This is a genomic window from Shewanella loihica PV-4, from assembly GCF_000016065.1.
GTDB classification, from domain to species: Bacteria; Pseudomonadota; Gammaproteobacteria; order Enterobacterales; family Shewanellaceae; genus Shewanella; species Shewanella loihica.
In genome coordinates this window covers 1,545,224-1,565,602 of sequence record NC_009092.1, presented here as the reverse complement: position 1 = coordinate 1,565,602, position 20,379 = coordinate 1,545,224, and the positions used below count along the sequence as shown (strand labels likewise).

The 20,379-nt window shown below is 51.9% G+C and carries 22 protein-coding genes and 1 tRNA gene; 7 read left to right on the top strand and 16 right to left on the bottom strand.

Translation table 11 applies throughout. From position 1 onward, the window contains the following. Positions 1-58: 58 nt before the first annotated feature. The 13 genes from flgL to SHEW_RS06900 all read right to left on the bottom strand — a co-directional run bounded on the left by flgL (position 59) and on the right by SHEW_RS06900 (position 12,998). On the bottom strand, positions 59-1,249 hold the full coding sequence (gene flgL, locus SHEW_RS06960; protein ID WP_011865156.1) for a flagellar hook-associated protein FlgL: 1,191 nt from the start codon (positions 1,247-1,249) through the stop codon (positions 59-61). Positions 1,250-1,260: 11 nt separating this feature from the next. Beyond that, complete coding sequence (gene flgK, locus SHEW_RS06955; RefSeq protein WP_011865155.1) at positions 1,261-3,177, bottom strand: flagellar hook-associated protein FlgK; 1,917 nt, start codon at positions 3,175-3,177, stop codon at positions 1,261-1,263. Between the two features lie 64 nt (positions 3,178-3,241). Then, positions 3,242-4,267: a flagellar assembly peptidoglycan hydrolase FlgJ gene (flgJ, locus tag SHEW_RS06950; protein ID WP_011865154.1), complete on the bottom strand. Its 1,026-nt coding sequence runs from the start codon at positions 4,265-4,267 to the stop codon at positions 3,242-3,244. Positions 4,268-4,314: 47 nt separating this feature from the next. After that, positions 4,315-5,406 (bottom strand): flagellar basal body P-ring protein FlgI, encoded by a 1,092-nt coding sequence (locus tag SHEW_RS06945; protein WP_011865153.1) that lies wholly within the window; start codon positions 5,404-5,406, stop codon positions 4,315-4,317. An 11-nt stretch (positions 5,407-5,417) separates the two neighbouring features. Further along, the gene (flgH, locus tag SHEW_RS06940) at positions 5,418-6,092 is read right to left on the bottom strand and encodes a flagellar basal body L-ring protein FlgH (protein ID WP_041407052.1); all 675 of its coding nucleotides are present in this window, start codon (positions 6,090-6,092) and stop codon (positions 5,418-5,420) included. A gap of 39 nt (positions 6,093-6,131) precedes the next feature. Beyond that, positions 6,132-6,920, bottom strand: coding sequence for a flagellar basal-body rod protein FlgG (flgG, locus tag SHEW_RS06935; RefSeq protein ID WP_011865151.1), 789 nt, complete (start codon positions 6,918-6,920; stop codon positions 6,132-6,134). Between the two features lie 10 nt (positions 6,921-6,930). Continuing rightward, entirely contained in the window at positions 6,931-7,674 is a 744-nt protein-coding gene (flgF, locus tag SHEW_RS06930; RefSeq protein ID WP_011865150.1) for a flagellar basal-body rod protein FlgF, read from the bottom strand. 199 nt (positions 7,675-7,873) lie between these two features. Then, a complete protein-coding gene (gene flgE, locus SHEW_RS06925; protein WP_011865149.1) occupies positions 7,874-9,235 on the bottom strand; it encodes a flagellar hook protein FlgE in 1,362 nt (453 codons plus the stop codon). A gap of 63 nt (positions 9,236-9,298) precedes the next feature. Further along, a complete protein-coding gene (gene flgD, locus SHEW_RS06920; protein WP_011865148.1) occupies positions 9,299-10,081 on the bottom strand; it encodes a flagellar hook assembly protein FlgD in 783 nt (260 codons plus the stop codon). Positions 10,082-10,091: 10 nt separating this feature from the next. Continuing rightward, positions 10,092-10,511, bottom strand: coding sequence for a flagellar basal body rod protein FlgC (gene flgC, locus SHEW_RS06915; RefSeq protein ID WP_011865147.1), 420 nt, complete (start codon positions 10,509-10,511; stop codon positions 10,092-10,094). A gap of 2 nt (positions 10,512-10,513) precedes the next feature. Next, positions 10,514-10,912 (bottom strand): flagellar basal body rod protein FlgB, encoded by a 399-nt coding sequence (gene flgB, locus SHEW_RS06910; protein WP_011865146.1) that lies wholly within the window; start codon positions 10,910-10,912, stop codon positions 10,514-10,516. Positions 10,913-11,100: 188 nt separating this feature from the next. Then, complete coding sequence (locus tag SHEW_RS06905; RefSeq protein ID WP_083764348.1) at positions 11,101-11,940, bottom strand: CheR family methyltransferase; 840 nt, start codon at positions 11,938-11,940, stop codon at positions 11,101-11,103. Positions 11,941-12,077: 137 nt separating this feature from the next. After that, on the bottom strand, positions 12,078-12,998 hold the full coding sequence (locus tag SHEW_RS06900; RefSeq protein ID WP_011865144.1) for a chemotaxis protein CheV: 921 nt from the start codon (positions 12,996-12,998) through the stop codon (positions 12,078-12,080). A 209-nt stretch (positions 12,999-13,207) separates the two neighbouring features. On the opposite strand from SHEW_RS06900, the gene flgA reads away from it, so the two are divergent. The 3 genes from flgA to SHEW_RS06885 all read left to right on the top strand — a co-directional run bounded on the left by flgA (position 13,208) and on the right by SHEW_RS06885 (position 14,789). Then, the gene (gene flgA / locus SHEW_RS06895; protein ID WP_011865143.1) at positions 13,208-13,915 is read left to right on the top strand and encodes a flagellar basal body P-ring formation chaperone FlgA; all 708 of its coding nucleotides are present in this window, start codon (positions 13,208-13,210) and stop codon (positions 13,913-13,915) included. A 120-nt stretch (positions 13,916-14,035) separates the two neighbouring features. Next, positions 14,036-14,353: a flagellar biosynthesis anti-sigma factor FlgM gene (flgM, locus tag SHEW_RS06890; protein ID WP_011865142.1), complete on the top strand. Its 318-nt coding sequence runs from the start codon at positions 14,036-14,038 to the stop codon at positions 14,351-14,353. A 10-nt stretch (positions 14,354-14,363) separates the two neighbouring features. Then, positions 14,364-14,789 carry a flagella synthesis protein FlgN gene (locus SHEW_RS06885; RefSeq protein ID WP_011865141.1) on the top strand — a complete coding sequence of 142 codons (426 nt, stop codon included), beginning with the start codon at positions 14,364-14,366 and terminating at the stop codon, positions 14,787-14,789. A gap of 78 nt (positions 14,790-14,867) precedes the next feature. On the opposite strand, the gene SHEW_RS06880 is transcribed toward SHEW_RS06885, so the two are convergent. Continuing rightward, complete coding sequence (locus SHEW_RS06880; protein WP_011865140.1) at positions 14,868-15,314, bottom strand: LPP20 family lipoprotein; 447 nt, start codon at positions 15,312-15,314, stop codon at positions 14,868-14,870. Then, positions 15,311-15,820 (bottom strand): FlgO family outer membrane protein, encoded by a 510-nt coding sequence (locus SHEW_RS06875; RefSeq protein ID WP_223294803.1) that lies wholly within the window; start codon positions 15,818-15,820, stop codon positions 15,311-15,313. The genes SHEW_RS06880 and SHEW_RS06875 overlap by 4 nt, the downstream gene beginning before the upstream one ends. A 518-nt stretch (positions 15,821-16,338) precedes the next feature. Between SHEW_RS06875 and SHEW_RS06870 the strand changes: the two genes are divergently transcribed. From SHEW_RS06870 to SHEW_RS06855, 4 genes are all read left to right on the top strand, one after another. Next, complete coding sequence (locus SHEW_RS06870) at positions 16,339-17,499, top strand: flagellar assembly protein FlgT (protein WP_011865138.1); 1,161 nt, start codon at positions 16,339-16,341, stop codon at positions 17,497-17,499. A gap of 76 nt (positions 17,500-17,575) precedes the next feature. After that, positions 17,576-17,651: transfer RNA gene (locus SHEW_RS06865), tRNA-Arg, on the top strand. 50 nt (positions 17,652-17,701) lie between these two features. Then, positions 17,702-18,997 carry a motility associated factor glycosyltransferase family protein gene (locus SHEW_RS06860; protein ID WP_011865137.1) on the top strand — a complete coding sequence of 432 codons (1,296 nt, stop codon included), beginning with the start codon at positions 17,702-17,704 and terminating at the stop codon, positions 18,995-18,997. Further along, complete coding sequence (locus tag SHEW_RS06855; RefSeq protein WP_011865136.1) at positions 18,994-19,257, top strand: hypothetical protein; 264 nt, start codon at positions 18,994-18,996, stop codon at positions 19,255-19,257. Before SHEW_RS06860 ends, SHEW_RS06855 begins: the two co-directional genes overlap by 4 nt. Here SHEW_RS06855 and SHEW_RS06850 read toward each other — a convergent pair. After that, positions 19,240-20,262 (bottom strand): ketoacyl-ACP synthase III, encoded by a 1,023-nt coding sequence (locus SHEW_RS06850; RefSeq protein ID WP_011865135.1) that lies wholly within the window; start codon positions 20,260-20,262, stop codon positions 19,240-19,242. The genes SHEW_RS06855 and SHEW_RS06850 overlap by 18 nt on opposite strands. Positions 20,263-20,379 lie beyond the last annotated feature (117 nt).

Sequence of the window (20,379 nt, the reverse complement as noted above, 5' to 3'; positions counted from 1 at the left end):
AAGACGTTGAGCTTGGCTAATAAATTAGAAGTTAAGTTTGTCAAAGGCCTGAGCCCGTTTAGATATAATCAAAAAGTGTCGTCGACCCGACTTTGCTAAACACACTCGATACGGCATTTAAGGCCAACTGTTGTTTCTCGAGCTCAGTTATCGCCGAGGCATAATCTAAATCTTCCAGCATTGAGAGCGCCGAACTGTTCACCAGTTTCTCTTCCACATGGGTCGAACTGTAACGCTCAATTTGCTTTAAGCTATTACCGGCTTCTCCCCGGGCAGTGCTCAACTGATTGACACCACTATCGATATTATTCAACATCTGTGCCAACTCAGCTTTACCTTGGGGAGTATTCACCTTATTAGGATCTTCAAGCAAGGTGATCGCCTGGTTGATGGTATCGAAGACGCTCACCTGAGATTGCGGCGTGATACTAAAGGTATCCCCTGGGGCAGGCTGGCCATCGAGTTTCACCTCGATACCGTTAAAGTTAATGGGATTGGCGGCGTCGAAATTAGGAACAGTCGTTACCAGAGTCGCGGACGAATCGCGGATCTCAAGATTGGCCCCATTCATGGTAAAGCTATAGGTATCATCAACATAGGTGGCGGGATCGCTGATCGCTGCGCTCAGAACACGAAAATCCCCCGTCTGAGTCGACAAATAATTGGCACTAAAGTCGCCAAGACCTGATGGCGCATTCATAAAGGCCTGATCGCCAGGCACATTGGTGCCCAGCGTGACACCTGAAGCCACTATGGCCTGGCGCACACCACTGTCACCGCTATAAACCACATTTCCCGCCGCATTGAAAGCAAAAGGCTGATTGCCAGTTTCATAGCCGGCAAACATATAGTTGCCCGATTCATCTTTGGTGTTGGCCACAGAAACCAACTCTTCCAATGTGCCTTTCAGCTCATCGGCAATCATTTGCCGCTCAGAATCAGACAGGCTGCCATTCACTGCACGCAGGATCTGCTCTCTAACCGAGCCAGTCAGGGTTTCGGCTGTGCCTAGTTTGCTCTCTGTTAAGGCCAGGCGATTGGTGGCGTAGTCGATATTCTTCATAAACTGATCGACCAGGGCATTTTGCTGATTAAGGTTATCGATTCCGATAGCCGCCACAGGATCGTCGCCCGCAGTATTGACCCGCTTACCACTGGCAATCTGATCGATGATCTTGCTGGTCGCCGATTGCTTGTTAAGCACGCTATTAATGTTTTGATTAAACATCTGCGCCGTTGAGATCCGCATAATAAAGGCTCCTATCTCACCGAACTAAAGAGGGTGTCGAAAATTTCAGTGGCCGTGGTCATGATCCGCGCCGAGGCCTGATAAGACTGTTGGAAGCGCATCAAATTGGCGGCCTCTTCATCCAGGTTTACCCCTGACTCACTCTGCACCCGGGTATAAGCCTGAGAATAGACGGCTTCTGCCGACCCGAAGGCCACCTCGGCGGCTTTGGCCTTGCCACCCACCTGCAACTTGGTGCCTTCGTAAACATCGGCCAGAGTCGAGCCGCCATTGTTCATCAGTTTGGTTTCCGCGAGCTTTGCCATGGCGACCGCATTGGTGTTATCCCCTTCGGCGAAGCTGAGGTCGAAGGTAAACCTGTCAGTGGCTGGCGCGCTGGCATCCACCTCGAAGGTGAAGCCATAGGCACTGATGGATGGCGGCGTAAAGGCTGTCGGCGCACCAAGCGAGTTGCCCGCCGCATCGAATACTTCGAAGGTATTTGCCGTGGTATCTATCTCGAAGGTCAACTCGCTGCCGGTTAAAGGGAAGTTAGCCACACTGCGATTGTCGATACTCACCAGTTTCACCTGGGTATTGCCAGAATTTGCGGCATCTTGTGTGATTTTTGGCGCAGCGGCGGCAATCCCCTTAGGATCTGTCATCACCACCTTGATACCGGCCGCAGCGCCGGATGTGGGACGTATCTCAAATCTATCTCCAGAGGCCATGGCGCCGGAATCGATATTGATGCTAAAGCCGTCGCCACCGGTCAGCTGACTGCCATTTAAGGTAAGTGGCGTCACGGTGCCGGTTTCTTGATCTCTAAGCTCATAAGTAGCAGGTGCGGTAAAGGTCAGCTCGTAGCTGCCACCGGACAGGGCATTGACATCATCTATGTTGACTCTTAGTGCCGCATTGCCCGTGTTGTTGCCATAAGCGCCGGCGCGGCCCACAGACATGGCTGGATCGTTAATATCCAGGAAGAGATCGCTGCCGACTTCACCGTTGAGGTCGAAGCCTTGGGACTGCGCCTGATTAAAACTGTCGGCAATACCCAGCGCCAGCTGGCCCATCTCTAGCTGCGCCGGGATCAGTGTCTCGTCGCGAAATTGAAACAGAGCCCCCAGGCTGCCGCCCATCTTGCTGGGGTCGACCACTAAGGTCTGATTGCCGGCCGTAGTGGTGATACGCAACTCACCAGGATACGGGTCACCCGTGGTCGCGCCCATCTGCATAGAGACTTCGCCGGATACCAACATCACGGCGCCGCCCAGCATGATGCTCTTGGCGCCAGATTCGAGTGGGATCACGTTAACCTGAGCGTATTCGCTGAGCTCCTGGATCAGGGCATCCTGCTTATCGAGCAGCTGCATGTCGGCGCCCTGAGACTTCATCAGTTCCTGATTGATATGGCCAAGTTCGGTACTGATCTCATTGATCCTATCTGTCATAGCCGAGATCTGATCGTTAGTCTGCTTCATCTGACCATCGAGCTGCGACTGCATCTGATTGAGCGCCTTGGCGATCTGGTCAGCATTACCCAGCAGACTGCCGCGAATGCCCATATCATCGGGCAGATCCGCCAGGCTGTTGAGCCCGGCAAAGAGATCGTTAAGACTCTGCGGCACCGCCTTACCAATCTGAGAAAACAGCTGGTCCAGCTCGCTCATCTTAGTCTGGGTGGTCTGCGCCTGGCTCAGTGCGGTTTGGCCGATACGCAGCTCACGGGCGGCATATTCGTTATAGATACGTTTGACGTCGGTAATATAGGTACCGGCACCATAGAAGCTGTTGCCCAGACGCTGGGACTCCAGGCTAGACTGCTCAGCCACCTGACGGTGGTAACCCTGAGTATTGGCATTGGTAATGTTGTTACTGGTCACCGCCAGCTGCGACTGAGAGGCAAGCACGCCGGTACGGGCGATATTCAGCAGATCCATCGACATTATGCTTTACCTCTTATTGCACCTGTTGCTAACTGAGCACTCATCACTTTTCACTCTCCACTTGTCACTTGCCAATGGCTGCGCCAAGCTGTTTGTTTACCGTCTGGGCGACTGTCTGAGTTACCGCCTGCATCACCTTGATCACCTTGTCGGCGTAATCTGGGTCTGTGGCATAACCGGCATCTTGTAGGCCACGGATGAAGGCGGCGGGATTAGCGGCCTTGTCCATCGCATCCTGATAACGCTCGCCTTCGGAGATGAAAGAGACGAAATCGTCAAAACTTTGTTTGATATCCTGATATACCCTGAAATCGGCGCGCTGCTTCACCGCAACCCCATGTTCAAACTCCAGAGTACTGACACCGGCCCGCTCGCCATCCCAGCGGCGATCGGCCTTGATGTTAAATAGGTTATTGCTAGGCTGACCATCGGCGCGGCGCACCATCTTCTGCCCCCAACCTGTCTCGAGTGCCGACTGGGCAATCAATACCTCTGGGCTGGTACCCAAGACCTTGGCCGCCTGCTCTGCATGGGGATAGACCGCCTTGACGAACGCCTCACGGCTCTCGAAGCCCTTATTAGCCAAACCTGTTGGCGCCTGAGACGGCAAGACCTTGCCGCTCACTAGCTCATCAAATATCCGCGGCAAGGGCTTATCACCACTTGATACCTTACTTTGAGCCTCTGATTGGGCCAGAGATTGTCTATCAACTTGTTGCCCGCTGTTGGCAACCGGACTCACCATCCCGCCCCGCAGCACGGAAGCCGGCGTCATCCGGCTGGTCTGCGGCGAGAGCTGCTGCACCATGAGATCTGCAAGGCCCAACATCCCCTTGTCCGACAGATTGACTGACATCTGCTGGTCATGCATCTGCTCATAAAACTTGGTGTACTGGCTGTTCATGGGGCTGTCGGACTCAAACACAGCATTGGCATCGCGCATGCTTTTCATCAACATCTGCACGAAGATGCCCTCAAACTGCTGCGCCACCTCTTTGAGTGCCGCCTTGTCATCTTTTTGCGCCTTGGCACGTAGGGAGTCCAGGCCCCCTATGTCCAAGAAATGCGATGCGTTTGACAGCTTATCCATGTTGAATCCCGATGCCTTGGCGACGACTGAATCGTCTGCGACAAAATTTAGATGATGATAAGCTCACCATGCAAAGCACCTGCCACCTTTAACGCTTCCAGTATGGCTAACACGTCAGATGGCGCGGCGCCGACCAGATTCACCGCCCGCACCAACTCATCGAGGGTAGTACCAGGGTTAAACAGGAACATGCGATTATCCGCTTCGGACACATCTATGGTGCTGTCGCTGGTCACCACGGTATCGCCCCCCGCCAAGGGATTAGGCTGAGACACCTGGGTCGCCTCGGCGATGGTTACCGTCAGGCCGCCATGGGTCACCGCCGCCGGCAGCAGGCGCACATCTTTACCCACCACTATGGTGCCGGTACGGGAATTGACGATCACCTTGGCCGACTCGGACGCTGGCTCCACCTCGATGTTTTCCAAGGTCGCCAGAAATGAGACACGCTGGGACACATCCCGCGGCGCACTCACCTGCACCGAGGCGGCATCCAGTGGACGGGCCATGCCAGGGCCTAAGAGATCATTGATGGCATCGGCGAGACGTTTAGCCGTCGAAAAATCGGCGCGGCGCAGATTAAAGGTCAGATGATCGCCGGTAGAAAATGGCGTCGCCACGGTGCGCTCGACGATGGCGCCGTTAGGGATACGACCCACGGTAGGCGTATTTTGAATCACCTTAGAGCCATCGAGTCCTTCGGCGCTAAAGCCACTGACCACCATGCTGCCCTGGGCAATGGCATACACGTTACCGTCGACGCCCTTGAGGAAGGTCTGCAGCAAGGTACCGCCGCGCAGGCTCTTGGCCTCACCTAGGCTAGAGACGGTGACATCAAGCGTCTGGCCCGGCTTGATAAAGGCGGGCATGTCGGCACTTACCGCCACCACGGCGACGTTCTTGATCTTAGGACGGAAGTTATCGGGCAGATTGATGCCGAAGTTTTTCAGCATGGTCTTGAAGGTCTGCTCGGTATAACGTGTCTTCTCGCCGGTACCCGGCAAGCCGACCACCAGACCATAGCCGATCAGCTGGTTGCTACGCACTCCTTGTACGTTGGCGATATCTTTGATGCGCTGGGCCGAGCTGGCTGCGGAAAACACCATCAGGGCACAGGCCAATATTAATTTTATCTTCATGGCATCGCTCCTTAGAAGGGCCACCAGTCGCTCATAAAGAACTGGCTTAACCAACCCACTTTCTGCGCATCGGCAAAGGTGCCCGTGCCGCTGTATTGAATACGGGCATTGGCCACACGCTGAGAGTCTATGGTGTTGTCGGGACGGATGTCCTGCGAGCGTACTATGCCGGTCAGCCTGACAAACTCATCGCCGTTATTGATGGTGATCCACTTCTCGCCGCGGATCACCAGGTTGCCGTTGTTCAGCACCTGCATCACGTTGGCCGAGATGCTGCCCGACAGGCTGTTGCTCTGATCGGCATCCGACTCACGCTTGGTGTTCATGCTGTCTTTGTAACGCAGGTCGATGGGCGAGCCGCTGATGGTGACGTTGCCGCCGCCGGCATAGATGGGATCCAGCGTCAGATCTGAGCCCTTCTTCAACTCGTTGTTAGCGCTCTTCTTCGCCTTGGTCGACTCTTGCAGGATCACGGTAATGATATCGCCGACCTTAAGCGCCTTGATGTCCGAATAGAGACTAGAGGCCTGGCTATCCTGATACATAGAGCCCGTGGCGGCGATCTTAGTCGGCGGCGCCTCGGGATACACAGGCGCATAGTAAGGGTCATCGGCGATCGGCTTCTGGTTGGTTGAGGCACAGCCCACCAACGCCAGCGCAACCACTAAGACAGATGACTTAGCCATAACAAACTTAGCCATAACAAACTTAGTCATATCAAACCTCTACAGATTCTGATTGACGTAAGAGAGCATCTGGTCGACGGCCGAGATCACCTTAGAGTTCATCTCGTAGATACGTTGGCTCTCGATCAGGTTCACCAGCTCCTCGGTCACGTTAACGTTAGAAGTTTCCAGCGCGCCCTGACGAATGGCGCCCATGCCATCCAGAGAGGCGGTGCCCTGAATAGGCGTGCCGCTGGCACCGGTTTCCAGATAGAGGTTCTGCCCCATGGGATCCAGGCCGCTCGGATTGATGAAATCTGACATGCTCAACTGACCCACCACCTGGTTTTCCGCCGCGCCAGGGGTCTTCACCGAGACCTCCCCTTCGGCAGACACGGTAATGCTAGTCGCATCATCCGGGATGGTGATCGCCGGTTGCAACACATAGCCAGAACCCGGGGTCACGATCTGCCCGGTATCATCCAAGGTAAATTGACCATTTCGGGTATAGGCGGTTGTGCCGTCTGGCAGCTGCACCTCGAAGAAACCCGGGCCTTCGATCATCAGATCCAGTGAGTTGTCAGTGGTAAGCATGTTACCCTGGGTAAACATCTTTTGGGTCGCCACCACCTTAGTCCCCGCGCCTATGTTTAAGCCGTTGGGTAGCTTAGTATTAGAGGCGCTGATGCCCCCCGCCTGGTTGACGGTTTGATAGAGCAGGTCTTCGAAAACGGCCCGGCTCTTCTTGTATCCAACGGTGCTCGCGTTCGCCACATTGTTGGAGATCACCGAGATATCTGTTTGCTGGGCATCTAAGCCAGTCTTACTAATCCATAACGCCGGATGCATAACCTATCTCCTAACTAATGCGCATTAATGACGAAGAGGCTTGATCCATCTCTTCGGCGGTTTTCATCATCTTGACCTGCATCTCAAACTGGCGCTGCAGATCGATTAAAGAGACCATCTCGTCGACGGCGTTGACATTGCTGCCTTCGATGGCGCCACTCTCCACGGCGACATTGGGATCGGCCGGGGCATTAACGCCAGACAATTGACGGAACAGACCATCCTCGCCACGCATCAGGTTTTGATTACCAGGGTTAACCAACTTGATACGGCCGACCTCCTCGATCACCTCAGCGGTTGAGCCGAGCGGTCTGACCGAGATGGTGCCGTCCTGGGCAATCTCGACCTTTTCGATAGGAAGGGGTAGCACGATAGGACCGGCATCGCCCATGACGGGGTTGCCTCTGTCGTTACGCAGCAGGCCTGAAGTATCGAAACTCAGGCTGCCAGAGCGAGTGTAGGCCTCACCGCCATCGACGGCCTGCACGGCAATCCAACCGTCGCCTTTCACCGCGATATCGAGATCCCGTCCCGTGGTCTTTATGGGACCGGCGGCAAAGTTGGCCGACGGGTTCTCTGTCATCGAAAACACCCGTGTCGGCAACCCTTCGCCAAAGGCCTGCATAGATCTGGCCTGTTCCAGATCCGACTTAAAGCCGTCGGTATTGGCATTGGCAAGGTTGTTGGCACGCACTGCCAGCGAATTCATATTCTGCTTGGCGCCACTCATGGCGACATAGAGTAATTTATCCACTTGCTGCTCCGTCAATGTTTCAACTAAAACTGTCTAATAACAGAACAAAGCAAACATCATGCCAAGCAATAGATTTGGTTAAGCAGATGAAATCAAGCAGATAGAAATGAAGCTAAGGAAGGAAAGGAGAAGCGGCAAGAGAAGCGGAAATGTGTTGCCGCCTGGGCAACACATTTCACTCGTCCCACTAAGCGGCAGCTTAACGGATCTGCAGTACCGTCTGCTGCAGGGTGTTGTTCACTTCCAAGGTACGCGAGTTCGCCTGGAAATTACGCTGGGCCGAGATAAGGTCCACCAGCTCTGTGGTCAGGTCGACGTTTGACTGTTCCAGCGCCGATGAGCGAATGCTACCGAAGGTGCCGCTGTTGGCCTCACCCGCCAGTGCCGGACCCGAGTCAAGGCTCTCCTTCCAGGAGGTGTTACCCACCTGAGTCAGGCCCTGCTCGTTAGAGAAACGTGCCAGGGCGACACGCGCCAGAGGCACGGTAGAGCCGTTACTGTAGCTGGCGTTAATCAAGCCATCGGCGCCCACTTCCACGTTAGTCAGACGACCCACTGTGGTACCGTCCTGGCTCAGCTCGGTTACCTCAAATGGCGAGGCGTACTGAGTCGGGCTGTTGAAGTTAAGGGTAAGCGTCTGGCTACCATCTGTACCTGGGCCTAACACATTAGCGCCGCCAACACCGAGTGTCTCTGTGGTGATCACCGCAGGATCGCTGCCGGTATAGGCTCCTGTGTCGTTGAAGGATAAAACCGAGCCCTTCCAGCCGCTGGCGTTAACCGCTGTGCCGGTCGAGTCAGCAACGCCGTCACCCGTAGTATCACGACCATAGGTGCCCGCTGCGCCCGCCAAATCCACCTGCTTGCCGTCAACCGCATAGAAGGCCACCCAGTTACTGGTGCCTGTGTAAGCCGCCTCGGGTGGACGCACGAAATAGGTGGTCAGAATATGTGGCTCACCCAGTGAGTCGTACATGGTGACCGACGTCGAGTTATTGTAGGTATCGGGGTCGTTCGGATTAAAGTTTGCCGGATCCAGCGTGCCCTCACCCGCGTTAAGGTTCATCTGAATACCGATATTGTCTGTCTTCTGTGGACTACCTGCAGTGTCAGGGATCTTCACAGGCTGAGTAGTTGTCAGACTCACAGAGGTCGAGTTGCCATCTTTGTCCACCGGGAAGGTCTGCAGGTAGTTACCGGCCGAGTTCACCAGATAGCTGTCGGCATCGACCTTAAAGGCACCGGCACGGGTGTAGGATAGATCCTGCGAGCCCACTTCTGATGAGGTTACGAAGAAACCGCCGCCATTGATCGCCATATCCAGCGCGTTGCTGGTAAATTGCAGACTGCCCTGCTGGAATTGCTGCGCCACCTGAGCCGTGGTAACACCGCCACCGACTGTGGTCTTGCTGTTGGCAAAGATAGAGCTGGCATACACGTCGGCGAACTCGGCGCGCGACTCCTTAAAGCCTGTGGTATTAACGTTGGCGATGTTATTCGCCGTGGTATTGAGATCTTTTTGCGCCGCTGCGATACCACTCAATGCAATGTTAAATGACATAAATCACCTCACTAAAAATTTGTTATCTGTTCTGGACCTTACAGCCCTAACGCTCTGCTTTGTCTAGGTTTCAGACACGGCCAGAACATCACCGAGTTTGATACCGCCTATGCCTCTCAAGTTGAGAATTGCGCCGGTACTTGCCGTTCCCAGCGAAACACTCGTCACGTGAGCGTAGGTCGATACGGCTAAATCTTCACTCTTACCATCTACCTTGCCCGATGCCTTAATGGAATAATTACCACTGGCAACGGGCTCCCCATCCTTATCCAGTCCATCCCAGGAGACATCTATGTTGCCGCCGTCGCTACCATCGACGGTGAAGGTCTTCACTAGCTGGCCCTTCTCATCTTCGATTCGCACGGTTATCGACTCGATAGGCTCAGGGGTACTGATCACCCCTTTGAGCACGGGATCTTCCGCCGAGATATGCCCGGTATCCGATGGGATCAACACCTTCTGCCCCACTAGCCCCGAGGCCTGCAGCGCCTGGCTCGAGGTCATCACGGTATTGAGGTTAACTATCTCCTCGTTGAGCTTAGTGATGCCATCCACGGTGGAGAAAGACGCCATCTGGGCGATCATCTGATCGTTGTCCACCGGCTTAAAAGGATCCTGCATCGACAGCTGCTGACTGAGCAGGGAGAAGAAATCCTCCTGGGTCAGCTCCTGACTCTTGGCCTCAGGGATCGAGGACTCCTCTTGCAGGCGCATGCTGTCGAGAAACGGATTTCCCGTAGTCTGGGTGGTTGCCTGACTGCTCGACGCCTGAGGCGTCACCGACTTGGCGCTCTGGGTCGAACTGGTTTGCGCAACCTGAGTATTTAACGGATTAACTAGGCTCACGACTTACCCCCTAGGAATTGCCAATGCGTAAGGTTTGCTGAAGCATAGATTTTGCCGCATCGGCAACCTGTACGTTCATCTGGTAGGAACGAGAGGCCGAGATCATGTTGGCCATCTCCTCCATCACATTGACATTTGGCTTATAAATAAACCCATCGGCATCCGCTAACGGATGATCGGGTGAATACTCTTTCTGTAACGGCTTATCGCTCTCGACAATACCGGCCACCTTGACCGCCTGGCTGGTATTCTGCTGATGACTGGCCTTGGCCAGCTCGGCCTCGAAAACCGGATGGCGGGCGCGATAGGTCTTATCCACACTGCTGGAGACTGAATCGGCATTAGCGATGTTACTGGCAGTGGTATTTAGCCTGACCGACTGGGCCGACATGCCAGAGCCTGCCACATTGAAGATATTAAAAAGGCTCATAATTACGTTCCTTTAAGGGCTTTTTTCAGGCCGGAAAACTTACCGTCAAGAAAACCTAACGACATCTGATATTCGAGCGCATTCTGCATAAACTCTGACTGCTCCTGCTGAATATCCACCGTATTGCCATCACCTGTATCAGGCTGATTGGGTACCCGATAGCTAATGTGTTGCTGGGAAAGCGCCGCCAAATCGAAGTGCTTCTCGTTGCTACGGCTCATCGCAAGCCCGCTTTGGGCCGTGCGCGCCGCCTGCAGCGCCTTATCAAAATCCAGGTCTTTCGCCTTGTAATGGGGCGTATCGGCATTGGCGATATTTGACGAGATCACCTCGGCACGCGCCGAACGTATCCCCAAGGTATACTGATGTATCCCCAATGCCTTATCGAAACTAATCGCCATAAAATTGCCTCCACACACGAATGCCATAAACAAAGCAATACTTGTGCCAATAAAATCAGCTCTCGGCAACTTGCTCAGGCAAAGCGGATGTTGAAATGGCAGGCATAAAAAATGCCAGCGACTGCTGGCATTTGAAACTTGATTGCGAACTCAGAGGGTTAGCCCCTTCAAGAGCTTGGTTTGCGACCTTAGGTCCGCTTCTGATAATAGATCCCTGGGTTACACCTCACCATATCAAACTCATCGGTCAGACCGGCAATCGACTCAGACGCTCCCAAAAACAGTATCCCCTTGGGATTGAGGGCGGCAGCAAATTGCCGCAATATCTTGGCCTTTGCCTCTGGGGCAAAATAGATCAGCACGTTGCGGCAGAAGATGATGTCAAACTTGCCCAGCAAGGTGTAACTCTCAAGCAAATTGTGCGCCCTGAAATTCACCAAACGCTTGACGTTAGCCTTTACCACCATGGAGCCACTCCCCGTGGGTTCAAAAAACTGACGTTTACGCTCCTCGGACAGACCGCGCCCCAAGGCAAGGTTGTCATATTCGGCCGCCTTACAGCGTTCTAACATAGAGGGGGAGAGATCAGTAGCCAGAATCGTCGCACTGCCGGGCAAGGCGCCAGGCTTGCGCTGCTGATATTCCAAGATGGTCATGGCTAGCGAATAGGGTTCCTGCCCCGACGAGCAGGCGGCCGACCAGATCTTCAGCGGCCGTCCCAGTCGGGCATATTCGGGTAACAGGTTATTGCCCAACAACTCGAAGGGATAGCGATCGCGAAACCACAAGGTTTCATTGGTGGTCATGGCGTCGATCACCTCGGCACGAAGTTGCCGCTCGGTGGGCTTCATCGAATGTTTAACCACTTCAGATAATGAGGGAAGGTTATATTTCCCCATCAGAGGCGCGAGTCGACTACGAACCAAATATTGCTTATTGTCGCCCAACACAATACCGCTGTGTTGTTCCAGAAATAATTTAAATTGGTTGTACTCGGCTTCGGCAAGTGATTTATTCGGCACCTTGATATCCCAATATCAAAAAAGAAAACAGGCTACAACATACACTATAGCAAGCGTTACAGAGGTCAGCGTTATACATTAGCTAACTCACTGATACAAGCCTAAACTTACCAAATTTAGGCTCAGGCCCAACTTAGTACAAATTACAAACTAAGATGCTTATTCACCGCCGCCGCTAATTCATCAGGATTAAATTTGGCGATAAAGTCATTAGCGCCCACCTTCTCCACCATGGCCTGGTTAAATACGCCACTGAGCGAGGTATGCAGCACTACCTTAATGTCTTTCAATTTAGGGTTATCGCGGATCTCTGCCGTCAGGGTATAACCATCCATCTCTGGCATCTCGATATCGGAAATGATTAGCGGGATCTCATGGGCTACGTTATCCATCTCGGCGGCGACGCTTACCAGCTTATCTAAGGCCTCGCGGCCATCTTTGGCGGTATCTATCTGCAGGCTCAAAGATTCCAGGGCACGAATGATCTGCTTACGCGCCACGGCCGAATCATCGATCACCATGATGTGATAATGACGCTCTCTGTCTATGGTCAACTGCTCGTCGACTTCCTGACTGATCTGAGTCTTCACCGGCGAGATCTCGTCGAGGATCTTCTCGACATCGAGGATCTCCACCAGCTCCCCCTCAATCTCGGTCACGGCGGTCAGGTAGGAGTAGCGCCCTGCGCCTTGCGGCGGCGGCATGATCGCCTCCCAGTTCATGTTGATGATGCGCTCGACCGACTTAACCAGGAACCCCTGCACACTGCGGTTGTACTCGGAGATGATGATGAAGCAGCCTTCTGTATCTTCTATCGGTCTGCCGCCGGTGGCCGCACTGAGATCGATCACCGAAATGGTCTGGCCGCGAATATGAGCCACGCCCCTCACATAGGGATTGAGCTTAGGCAGGCCTGTCAGTGGCGGGCACTGCAGCACCTCTTTCACCTTAAATACGTTAATGCCAAACCTTTGCCGCCCGTTTAACTTAAACAGCAATAGCTCTAAGCGGTTTTGTCCTACAAGTTGGGTGCGTTTGTTAACTGATTCAAGAATACTCGACATAATGCCTTTGCCCTGTTGTCGGGTGAATGCGAAGCCGTTCCCATTGTAAATATGAGTATAGGCATACTAATTGCTTTATCTAGTTATATGACAACCAGACCTTTACTTTGTCAAATTTATGACACTCATTTCTCACAAAAAATGGCAAAGCCTTGGCTCTTAAAACGAAGTATAGGTGTAATCTGGCTAATCAAGCTAGTCAATTCATTATGAAAGTAAATTTTGCATATTTTCTGTTTTTGCTACTCATCTCTCTGCCCTTAAAGGCGGCTGAGACCACCAGTGTTCCCTCTGTATCGACCATAGCGCGATTAGCTACAGAGGCTGTGCAGGAAAAAATGGCCTTCCCTCAAGATGCCAAGGTCATCATTACCCCCCAAAGTCTGGACACCCGGCTAAATCCCCCCGCCTGTTTAGGCGAGCCAAAGGCGGAAATTGCCAGCGATCGCGCCATCAGTAAAAACAACACGGTCAAGATCAGCTGTGCCAGTCCAGATCTCGACTACCCCTGGCAGATCTACATTTCGGTTCGCGTCGAGGTGCTCTTCCCCGTGGTGGTGGCGAACCAGACCTTGGGGCCCGGCGATCTCATCGAATCGGATCAGATACGCCTCGACTATGTGGAGCAGAGCCAGCTCAGAGGTCAGCAATTTGATGACCCGGTAGCAGTGACCGGCACCCGGGTAAAGCGCAGAATTCCCGCCAATCAGCCACTGTTTGCCAGCAACCTCTGCTTCGTCTGCAAGGGCGATATCGTGGCCATCTATGCACGGGCCGATAATTTCGTGATAAAAACCAACGGTGAAGCGTTAAAAGATGGTAACCTTGGCGATAAGATACAGGTGCGCAATAGTCGCTCCAACAAGACAGTTGATGCACATGTAACGGGCATTGGCGAGGTGGAAGTCAGGATGTGATCCTGATGACCTTTGACGCGCAAAAATTTATACTGTTTTTTGAAACTTTATTCTAAAGCTTTGACCATGAGTGCCGATAGACAAGTATGTTGATCTCATTTATGTAAGTTGGACCCCACAATGCCTATAGATATTAAGCACGTAAATACAAACACTAACAGCCGGGTCGGCAGCGCCAGCTCGAAAGCCTCGCAGCAAAAAGGTAGCACTGCGGCCACCAGCGCACCAGCGCAGACGGTGAAAAGCGATTCTGTCTCTATCACCTCTCAGGCGCAGCAGCTGCAAAGTGCCCAGGCCAAACTAAACGACATTCCTGAAATCGATATCAAGAAGGTCGAACAGATTAAGGCGGCCATCGCCGAGGGACGCTATAAGATAGATGCCGACAAACTCGCCAGCAACATAGCGCAGTTTGAAAAGGAACTTCAGGATCTTTAACTAATACGTTATGACGCAGATAACCGATATCATCGCCAATCAACACAAATTACTGGACAGCTTAAAGCAGACCATCACGGCAGAGAAGGATGCCCTGATCGCGCAAGATGCGGATCAATTGTTGCGTCTGGCCAATGAGAAGGCCCAGCTGTTAAATGAGATCAAACTAGGTGATACCGAATTAGCTGCGCATCCTGACCTGGGCAGACTCACTCAGGAGCCTCAGCTTATTGCCCTGGTCGACGATGCCAAGCAGGCATTGGCAGAGTGTAAACAGCTTAACGAGCAAAACGCCGCGCTTATCGAACACAGCATGGCCAGCGTCAATCGTTTCTCCCAGGCACTGCAGGCCAGTCGTAATGCCAGTAGCCTCACCTATGACGGCAAGGGTATGACTTCGACTATCTCCACGCTCGGCAATAATCTGAAAGCCTAATCACTAAAATAGAGTTACAGGCTCAAGCTGAAGACATTAAAAAAGCCTCTTAATAGAGGCTTTTTTGTTTGCTGACACCTAGAAATAGGTCACTTCCTTCACCGTCTGCGGCCGATTCTGCTGTTGGTATAAGGCCCACACCTGCTGGAAGTCGAGCTCCAGCTCAGTCACATAATGATCCCCGACCGGGTAGCTCTTCACCACTCTAGCGCCGCGGATAACCCCGCTCACCGAGGCCTGAATATTATCATCGGAAAGCATCCAATCTTTCACACTGCTCGACGCCGATAGCTGCTGGCCGTAAACCTGCTCGGCAAGCTCACGGTAGGCGGCGATCTTCGACGCCTGCATCGCCATCAACACCCGCTGAGATGCCTCTTTCGCCGGCTGAGTCGCCAGCGGCGCATAACCGATTGCGGTTAACTTAGGAAAACTTTCCGGCGCTTGGGTTTCCCATTGAATGTATCTGTCTTGAGACGCACATCCACTCAGGACGAGCAGCAACACACTAATTAGATATCTCATTGCTTAACCCCTTTAATCTGGACATCTCCCTGACCTTGGCTGCTGTAACGAATAAGCTTGCCATCCTGGGCGACCACCTTCTCAGACAGGCTAAGGTAGTCCGCCAGCTCGGCCTGACTCACACTCGCCGCTGCGACCGAAACCACACGGTTATTAGTTACATTAACGATACGGCTGTTTACCACCACACCATCAGGTTTAAGACTCATGGTTGACACCAGTACATGCTCAACCGGCAGATCCGCTGGCAATTGGCGCCAGTCACGGGTCAGCAGCAGCTCACCTTGATCTGTCACCCTAACGTTCTCGCCCACGTTCAGATCCACCAAATTAAACTGATGATCATGCATGGCCGCGATCAGCCCCTGTTGTATCTGTAACCCCAAGGCGTTAGTCGACTTGAGGTTATCCAGCAACACAGGCGTCGCCACCAGCAAGGGCTGCTTAGGCGTCAACTGATCGTTCTGGCGCACCAATTCATTTGCCAACTGCTGAGTCAGATGCATCACAGATGAACTCGCAGGCAAACTATTGCCGCTCTGCAAGGTTGGCGTGGCGGGCTCATTTGCCGCGCAGCCCCCCAATAGCAAAAGGGAAGATATTATCAAAGCATTTCGCATCATGATGTCCCATGGTTTTCGATATTGACCCAGGCCAATATACCCACTTGGCTGCGCCATAATTTCGGCCAACCAAACCTATTGGAAATTATGCAGCAATATATATGCCATAAGCTTAGCATTATTCGATTTACACCTATTAGGGTGAGCCTCACGTATTGGGCGCAAACTTGGCGAATCCTTAAGAGACAGATTGGCGTTCATCATCCTACTTTACGGCAGATGACCTGACGGTGGCCAACTTTGGCTAACTTTGGCTAACTTTGACTGACTTTAACCAACTCAGGCATAGATATTGCTTTGAGTCTAACTAATCAATGGGAACATGAGAATGGGCGCAAAAACTGTCAGCATTTTGGCACCTGCTACGCGCTAGATAAACCGGCTCAGTTGAGACAGATACAATGAAACGAATTCAATTACTATTGCTGTTACTCGCCGCCTTTAACACTCAGGTGATGGCTCAGTGGCTTGAGGCCCAGGGCGAAGCCAAGATCATCAACGGCAATATCACCCAGGCGCGAGAAGATGCCATAGCGCAGGCGCTGAGCTATGTCACTTTGCAATCGGGTGGCCAGTTTACCAGCATGCAGCAGACACAGAACGGTCAGCTAACCCAGACTCAGTTCTCGATGTCGCAGCAGGCCGAAGCCGGCCGCGTCGAGCTTATCAGCGAGCGTATCCAGGGCGATACCCTCAGCGTCAACCTAAGAGTCGATGTACTGCAAAACGCTAAGGTGCAGACCTGTGGGATGAGTCAACTCAAGGCGGCCATCCTGGTGCCCCAGGCGCAAATTGCCGATCGCAGCCAACTCAGATATGGCAACCTTGGCAACTTCGAGAAGGCCCTGTCGGAGAAGCTCGGCAGCATCATCGCCCGCGAGGGTAAGGCGAGTTTCGCCCATGTTCATGCCAACGAACGACTCGATATCGAGCAGTCATTGATCGACATCCGCGGTTACCGCCTCCCAAGCTGGCTTAGCGAGATCACCGACAGCCAATACATTCTAATGCCTGAGATCATCGACATCTCCACCGAGCCGGTCGAAGCCAGCCTGTTTGGCCTCTGGGATAGCTATCCTCAGCGCCAGTTTCAGCTACGTCTATCTCTGTATCATGGCATCAGCGGCGAGCAGATCTGGAGTGAGTACTACGACGCCCCTGCCCCATGGGAATTTGAACGCCAAGCGACGATACCAGCCCAAAGCAACCGTTTTTGGGCATCCAGCTATGGTAAGAACATCGAAATGCTGCTGACCCAGGCCAGCGAAGATATCGACAAGGTGCTCGACTGCCGCCCGCTACTTGGGCAGGTGGTCTCCCGCGTCGACAACCGGGTTATCATCAACCTGGGGCGCAATCATGGCGTGAAAGTTGGGGACCAATTCCAACTGGTGCTGCAGCAAAACCTGCCGGATCGACTGGATAATATGCGTGCAGTCGCCAGCGAATCGCGCGCCAAGATCACCATAGACCAGGTGACACAGGAAAGCGCCACCGCCCTGCTGCAAGGCGCTAACGGCGCGATCAACATACAAATTAACGACATCGCGATTAAAATCTAACTTAATTAGTGCACTAATTAAGCAACTAAATCTAAAGCCTTTTCATCGCGATGAAAAACAGTATAATCACTTGCGTCTCCCTATAGCTCAACAGGATAGAGCAGTCGCCTCCTAAGCGATCGATCGGGGTTCGAGTCCCTGTGGGGAGACCAGTTAGTGAACTAGCCTAATAGATGAAGCATGACTTCGAGGGACAGTGTCAATGACTGAGCTTTTTAATGCCAATCTCAACATCATCAGCCAGCGTTGGCCTATCATTGCCTCTGCACTTCAACACGCATCTTTCGATCATTTAGATGCCGCTCTTGTTACCGGCCAAACTCAAACCATTAGCGTTAATGGCATTCAACTAAGTAGCCGCCACGATAGAATGGCCGAAGCACGTCTATTTATCGAACAGCTTCCCAGCGGCTGCAAGCATGTCGCAGTGTACGGTATCGGTATGGGCGATGTACCTAGCTTGCTGATAGATAATCCTCAATTACAGCAAATACTTATCTGCCCACTAAATATCGCGCTGTTTGCTTTATTGCTTTCTTACACAGATCAGAGTGAATGGCTGAACGATAAAAGAGTCGTTTTGGTGCACCAACTCGAGCAGAACAAGCTGGCAACTCATTATATTGCCATTACGCCCGACCTACTCCTGATTGATGATGAAAATGCAAAGTTAAGAGACCTATTGGTCTTAGAAAATAATCGTGCATATGCCAACAAACACCACACGATAGACAATCCAGAAATTCAGCAACGTTTACTTGAAAACCTATCGGCAATTGAACAGGATCCAGATGCTGCAACGCTGAAAATGACTCACCATCAATCTCACGCTCATCTGATTGGAGCAGGCCCGACGCTAGAAACACATTACTCCTATCTGCTCAGGCAACGCGCTCTGCCGATTGGGCAACGCCCCTTGATGATTGCCGTTGATACATCATTAAAGGCGTTAACTGAAAATAAAATCATTCCAGACATAGTAGTTTCTATTGACAGTAAAATAACATTGGAACACTTCCCTGAAAACATACCGGAAGATATAACCCTAGTTTACTTTCCTACACTATCAAAAGAGGTGATATCTAATTGGCCAGGCCCCAAATTCAATGCCTACTCAACCAGCCCTATTTACGATCAATTAGCTAAGCACCACCAAAAAATCAGGCTATTTACCAACGGCAGCGTCATCCACCCCGCGATTGATCTGGCGGTAACATTGGGAATCAAAGAAATCACATTATTTGGCTGTGATTTTTGTTACCCCAATAATAAAACCCACGCCCATTGGGAAGACGGCATGTTAGGACCTTCGACTCAATTGCAGAAAAAACATTGGGTTCTCAATGGCCATGGCAAACGTGTCGCCACAGATCTCAACTTTAGAGCTTATCTTCGCAGTCTGGAACACTATATTCGCATTCATCCCAAAGTGAAATTCTACCAATCGAGTTTAGAAGGGGCCAGAATAATTGGCGCACAGTACAAGGAGTTAGTTTGAATATAAAAGAGACATATGCAGTAATTACAAGTGACTTTGTTGAAGCCGCTCACGCGTTTCGATTAGGCCAGGAAGCAGAAGGCTCTCAGCGGTTGCGCGAAGGACTAGATCTATTAGAACCCCTTCTCAGCTCACACCCAAAGGCACAAGTGATTTTTCAATTGATTCCTAATATGCTAGCAGCTCAGGAGCGCCATGACTGGTTAGGGCTTGCGGACTACTTAGAACACGAATTAAGCGCGCTATTGAGCCAGACTTAGATCTATAACCTGGCAAACTTTAAGCTTGGTTAGTGTTAAAGCAACCGTCCCCCAAGACCAACCAACGCCAAATCCAGACAATACCAAGTTTACGCTTCCCTTTAGCAGCGGTTCACTTAAACTTAACCCTAATGCCAAAGGTATGGATGCAGAGCTGGTATTACCGACTTCCCCCATAGATATAACTAGCTGTTCATGTGTTAAACCTAACTTGTCTCCTAATCGCTTTAGCATCATTTCGTTTGCTTGATGCATTACACAATAATCGACATCAGCGTTTTGCCAGCCCTTAGCGGCTAAACAGGCTGTGATCGAAGAGGGAACTTCCCTTAGGGTGAACACAAATACCTGCATGCCATCCATAAAGAGTTCAGGGGATTCACCGGGACAGAGCGCTCCCCCTTTAGGTTGAATAAGATAAGGCGCTCCGGCACCATCGGTTCCTAGCGAGAACACCATCTCATCGCTTTCCATGCACTTTTCAATTGCGATAGCGCTAACCGCATCACCAAATAATGAGGATACCGCTCGATTATCCTGACGATATTGATGTGTCGTTGTATCCCCCACAACCAATAGCGCTTTACCCTTTGACAGTCCTGCTACTAACTGCGCAACTTGCCATAAACCATAAACAAACCCTGAACATCCCAAGTTTACATCATAGGCGATAGTATCTTTGCTCAAGCCAAGCTGATGTTGCAACTGGACTGCATTCCCTGGCAAAGGGTAATCCGGGGTTTGGGTAACAAAGACGACGAGCGAAATCTCCTCCGGCTTCCAATCCATTGCATCTATCAATGATTCACATGCTACTTTACCAAGCGATAACGCGGTTTGGTCAGCTGAAGCAACACGTCTTGCGCGAATCCCGGTCGAGGCAACAATACGAGCCATCTCTTCTCTTGCACTACTCGAAGATTCATCAATATTTTCACAACTAATTTCAGGTAAGACGGAGACAATGCCTGTGATCGACACCTTGTTCACGGAAGTAATGGTCATTTCTTATCCCTGATTTTTCACTATATAGCAAAAGGTTAGTGCACTTTTGGCGCAAGCACGGCACTTTCAAGCTATATTATTCAATGTTATAGTTAAAACCAACATTATTCGTTTAAT